This is a genomic window from Psychromonas sp. (genome assembly GCF_983033635.1).
In genome coordinates this window covers 8,888-14,089 of the sequence record NZ_CEZLMY010000094.1, presented here as the reverse complement: position 1 = coordinate 14,089, position 5,202 = coordinate 8,888, and the positions used below count along the sequence as shown (strand labels likewise).

Genomic DNA, 5,202 nt, shown 5'->3' with positions numbered 1-5,202 from the left:
TCTCAATTGAGAGGCTTTTTTGTTTTTTCCATTTAAACTTCAATTAATAACACATAGTGCCTTTACACAATTTAACATCTTGCTGTAAGTATTTTTTCGCTCTGTTTAAGCTATTTTTCATTTCTCTATTTTTTAAGATAGCGGGCTCTTTTCCCGGTTCCATTATAAAAGGAGCGACACTCCACTTCATAATTAACATGTACACACTCTTTTCACCACGTATTATTTTATATAAACCCAACTCACCTTTTTTACTATCACGTCTTAATGAGCAAACATATTGGCCATAGTAGACGCTGTTGAGTGTTTGTTTATTAACTTCTGAGTCTGAAAATAAAACCTTTTCACAAATACTGTCAATAATACCTGCAATAGAAAGCGCAAAATGATGAATGGTCATCGATTGTGGTATATTGCTTAACGTTTGCTGGTTAATAAATGCCTTTATGTCACTTTGCTGCGGATAGTTAGGGATATATTCAATTTCAAAAAACTGCTCTAATTTTATCTCTTTTATTTTCTTCCACCCACCTTTCCAACCTGGGTAAACAGGTACAATGAACTCTTCTTGAGTTAGCTCTTCATGCGGAGTTTGCTCAGCCAAGGCAAGGTCGAAAAATTCTGAATCACAGGCTTCCGTTGAAAAGCGAACTGAATCGCCATCTGCACACTTATACACTTCGGCAAGTGTTACTACAGTAAATAAGGATAGGAAAATAAAAACGATAAGAGTTTTCGACATATAAGAAACGCCTTTTTACTTAACGATATATTGAGCTTACTTCTTATTTTGAAAATCGAAAAGAAAATAGCGGAATACTTTTTATAAATCTATCAAGTGAATATCTGAAATGCTTGGCTGTGAAAATTTTGTTTTTAATTCTTTTTTATTTTGCATGTGGATCTCTCCACCTTTAGCAATGCTGAAATGATCAGGCTGCTCATTAAATAAACTTTGGTATGCCATAACCAACTGCATACTATGGGCTTTTTGTTGCTCACTTAGTTTATTACCATCTAACCACTTTCCTGTTTCGATAACTTGTTTTAATTGCTTATAAAGTGACGGCGATATGTTTTTTGCATACTCAGTTAAATTTGACACAAGGATCACCTATTGTTGTATTAGAATGTTACTATTAAACTATGCTAAGTATATTGATTTAATGGAAGAATTCTACTCATGATTACTAAGATACTCAAAAGCACGCTAATTCTAATCGCATTAATCGCGACCATATCTTGTATCCCTAATAAAGAAGATGGTTTAGCAAATATCTGTAAATCATATCCAGAGCTTTGCAGTGACTTGCATCAAATTGGTGACTGTCGTTATAAACGAACAAGTCTTATTCGTGCTAGATATTATGATAAAATTGAACCAAATCAAACCCATACTCGTGCTTTGCTTACTGAATTGGATAACTATGAATCTTGTCTTGAATTAACACTATTTCTGCAGTTTACCCGTAATAAAGAACGAAAAGAGCTTCGTCTTGAAAACTATTTAGCGGCACAAAATTTGATGAAAGCTGTGCTAAAAGAGAGCAAAGGAACTCAAGATCCCCATCTTGCCTATTATTTATGGACTCGCTACCAAGACTTAGATGCCAGAACTGTTTTTTTAAATGCAGCAAATCAAAAAGATTTAAAAGATATTAAGCTATTAGCCAAGCTTGCAACTATCTATTCTACAGAAGATCCTCAACTTTCATTAAATCTGTTCTATAAAGCATTAAGAGAAAGTAAATCGTTAGATGAGCTTCCCCAAAATATATTTACTTCAATTATGACTATCTTTTACCAAAATAAACAATTTGCACAAGCTTACATTTGGGCACTAATAGCAAAAGAGGAAAATACAGAAAAAGAGTTTCCAATTAATTTAGATCTTATCTTACAAAAAGGTTTAATAAATGGAAAAAAACTGATCAACAATGAAGATGTTTTAGAAGATAAGGCTGATGCTTATCACAAGCAGCTAACAGACGGCATATTCAATTTAAAAGCGCCACAATTAGTTCAGTAGATATTTTGTTATATACCCAATCTGCCTCAAGATACAATAATCGGCAAACCAAGAGGTGACCATATTCGAGGCATGTTACGCCTTATCCTGCTATCCGAGCTGGCCTCTGAATTAGCATCTTGAAGTAGAATGGGACTTTCCTCCCATTCTCAGAAACATGGCATTAATATAGCTAACGACGAGATAGCATACTCAGACACATATTAAGATGTTCAACAATAAAACTAAACTGTGAAAAATCATCTTCACTTATCTTTTGGGATTTATCAAAAACCTGTGCGCTAATCACGCCTATCATTTTGTCTTCAATTTTTACTGGAGCAAAACAAATTGCTCCTCTGCCTACCAATTTGTCTATTTCAAGAGTGACATAATTGCGCCATTTCGGATCTCGGTGATCGTTCACCAGTACAGCATTATCCATCTCTAAAACATGGCTAACAATATTCATGCTTTCATTTACAGTGATTGAACTGCGGAAGGTTTCAGCCTGCCCACGATTATCGTATGATGTTCGTGATTCCACGCAACTTTTATTACTGCTTAAAATCCAAAATGAACAACGGTCAAAACCAATAATGATCGCAGCCTGTTGTAAAGTGAAAGTTAAAAACTCATTGATATTTTGGCTGCTTTTAGTCAATTTGGTTAATGTTTTTAAAGCGGATAATAATGCTTGTTCCTGTGTTATTTGTGATAGCGCTGATTGTTTTACTTGATCAGTAAAATCAGATTCTTTAGGTAATACTTTAATATGTCTTTCTAAGACCGATGCGCCATATGATCCAAGTAACTCAATAGCTAAACGTCTCGTTTCTTCAATTCGCTCTTTTAGATGCTTAACATCTACTTTCATTATTTGACTAATATTTTTTAACAACCGATCAAAATCACTTTTTTTATTAGGAGGAGTCGCAATCGCAGCACTGAGTTGATTCGCTAAACTAATTGTCTGCATCTCAATAGTTCGGCTTTCAGGCTGATCTAAAGATTTAATTAATAATTCACCTAAGTGCCAGGTTTTAGCCAAACCTATACTGAGATCTTTAAATTGAATACCTGTTATTGAGGTGCAATATTGCCGGAATTCCTTTTCAGGTAAATCAACCTCTTTAATTAACTGCTCAGCCATATCACTACCGGTACTCCAGAATGATGTTTCTCCAATATGATATAACATGGCTGCTAAATAAACTTCCTCTTGTGTATCATCCCCATAGTCAGGCACCATCATTTTTGCTAATAATCCGGCATAAAAAGCATTTGCCATTAACATAGTTAAACGGTTATATACCTCAGGTCCCAAATTTTTGCTTTGTAATAATCCATCTAATATTTTTGACGTTAAGCAGATATTTTTAATCGCTTGAATACCAAGTACAATTGAAGCTCGAGAAACAGTAGTGACTTTTCTATATGAAACGCGGTTACAGTTATTGGCTACTTTTAATACACAAGAGGATAACGCTTGATCATGTAAAATTGCTTTGCTTAATTTGGGAATTGAAGAGATGTCATCATTTGAAAACTTATCAAGCATGCTCGCGACTGACGTAATAGCTGGTAACTCTTTTTTAGAAAGAATATCTATCCATTGTGCAGGTGTCCGTTTTACTTTTTCACGCATTAAAATTGTTCCTAATGAAATTGATGGCGTTAACTTTGTTAAGAAAGTATATACCCAAACTACTTGGAAAGGCATAAATGAGCAAGCCGAGAAGTGACTAGCTTCTAGGTATAAGGGAATTATTTAACTCAACTTTTATATTAAAGAGCAATAGCAGTCAATTACTCACGCCCACTGAACATGCCATTTACATGGATTTTTATAAAGTTTGTAATCGTTAACATTCAATAACATAAACGTTTTTTAATAATGATGGAATAGTGCACTATTGACAAACTATAGATCACAACCATAGTTAAAACAGGGTCAAAAATAACAGCTGGATATAAAAGGACTTTATATCGTCATTAACACTCATTCATATTGCAATTTAATCAACAACTTATAGAAAAGCTCAAAGGGACTATCATGAAAAATTTAGGATTTTCACGCAAGATCACCCTTGCCGCCAGTATAATTATCGCCTTTGCATTAATCGTTTTAGCCTCGATTAACTATATAACGGTCATGAATCACACTCAAAGCAACCTGCAAGCCAACCTTGAGGAAACCTCGCAAACTGCCTCGAGTAATATTGCAAACTGGCTGAACAGTAAATTAAAAGCCATTGAAGCAATTGCTGAAGCGACTGGTGAGATTAGCCCCTCGATGGACAGATCCAAACTGGCACTGATTAAAAATGCAGGCAATTATGAATATGTTTATGTGGCCAACGAATCAGGCACCATGGTAATGGATGATCCAAATGAAACATTACCCGCAGATTATGATCCACGTATACGCCCTTGGTACACTAAAACTAAACAACTCAACTCAGCTTCATTTACCAAGCCCTATGTAGATGCAACAAGCGGCAGCGTATTGATTTCAGGCATGGCTCCCATTAATAAAAATGGTAATTTTACTGGCGTAGCAGCTGGTGACTTGTCACTTGACTTTATTGCGCAAACATTAGGGCTAGTTGATTTTTCAGGTACCGGCCATGTATACCTGATTTCAGATGATGGGACTGTCTTAGTTCATCAAAACAAAGCGCTAAATGAAAAAAACATTAGTGATCTTTATGCAAACGATAAGATAGTCATTCAACCTGAACTGGTCGAAGCATCCAGCGATTCAGGCACCGTTCTAGTTGGATTTTTCCCAATTAAAGGTGTGCCATCGGTTAATTGGTATCTGGCGGTTGAAATCAATAAAGAGCTGGCGTTCTCGTCAATGAAAGAGATTCGTAATCTGGCTTTATCACTGACACCTCTCGCAGTTATTATTGCCGTTGTACTGCTGAGTTTACTGCTGGTTCAACTAACCAAACCCCTACGCACATTACAAACTGCGATGCGGGATATTGCGCAAGGTAATGGAGATCTAACCAAGCGCTTAACTATCACAAGTAGCGATGAAATAGGTAAATTGGCAGAGCACTTTAATACCTTTGTGGCCAATATTCATGACATGATGAAAGACTTTAAAAATCATTCTGATGAAATGTCATCAATTTCAGGGCAAATGCACAGCATATCTAGCCAAAGCCATAAAGAGATGGAGA

General features: G+C 35.6%; 5 protein-coding genes. 2 read left to right on the top strand and 3 right to left on the bottom strand.

Going from position 1 to position 5,202, the window contains the following annotated elements; genetic code table 11:
• Positions 1-43 precede the first annotated feature (43 nt).
• Positions 44-742 carry a hypothetical protein gene (locus AC4GME_RS12340; RefSeq protein WP_490379469.1) on the bottom strand — a complete coding sequence of 233 codons (699 nt, stop codon included), beginning with the start codon at positions 740-742 and terminating at the stop codon, positions 44-46.
• Between the two features lie 81 nt (positions 743-823).
• Positions 824-1,105 carry a YeaC family protein gene (locus tag AC4GME_RS12335; RefSeq protein WP_490376915.1) on the bottom strand — a complete coding sequence of 94 codons (282 nt, stop codon included), beginning with the start codon at positions 1,103-1,105 and terminating at the stop codon, positions 824-826.
• A gap of 78 nt (positions 1,106-1,183) precedes the next feature.
• Between AC4GME_RS12335 and AC4GME_RS12330 the strand changes: the two genes are divergently transcribed.
• Entirely contained in the window at positions 1,184-2,029 is an 846-nt protein-coding gene (locus AC4GME_RS12330; protein ID WP_490379468.1) for a DUF2989 domain-containing protein, read from the top strand.
• Between the two features lie 172 nt (positions 2,030-2,201).
• Here AC4GME_RS12330 and AC4GME_RS12325 read toward each other — a convergent pair whose 3' ends face one another.
• The gene (locus tag AC4GME_RS12325; protein WP_490379467.1) at positions 2,202-3,656 is read right to left on the bottom strand and encodes an HDOD domain-containing protein; all 1,455 of its coding nucleotides are present in this window, start codon (positions 3,654-3,656) and stop codon (positions 2,202-2,204) included.
• Positions 3,657-4,064: 408 nt separating this feature from the next.
• Here AC4GME_RS12325 and AC4GME_RS12320 point away from each other — a divergent pair.
• Positions 4,065-5,202, top strand: a 1,138-nt coding sequence (locus AC4GME_RS12320) for a HAMP domain-containing protein (protein ID WP_490379466.1), incomplete at its 3' end; no start/stop codon positions are given.

Bases quoted from the DNA above. Each gene is read 5' to 3' on its own strand.
- AC4GME_RS12330 (WP_490379468.1), top strand. From the start codon at position 1,184: ATGATTACTAAGATACTCAAAAGCACGCTAATTCTAATCGCATTAATC.
- AC4GME_RS12325 (WP_490379467.1), bottom strand. From the start codon at position 3,656: ATGCGTGAAAAAGTAAAACGGACACCTGCACAATGGATAGATATTCTT.
- AC4GME_RS12340 (WP_490379469.1), bottom strand. From the start codon at position 742: ATGTCGAAAACTCTTATCGTTTTTATTTTCCTATCCTTATTTACTGTA.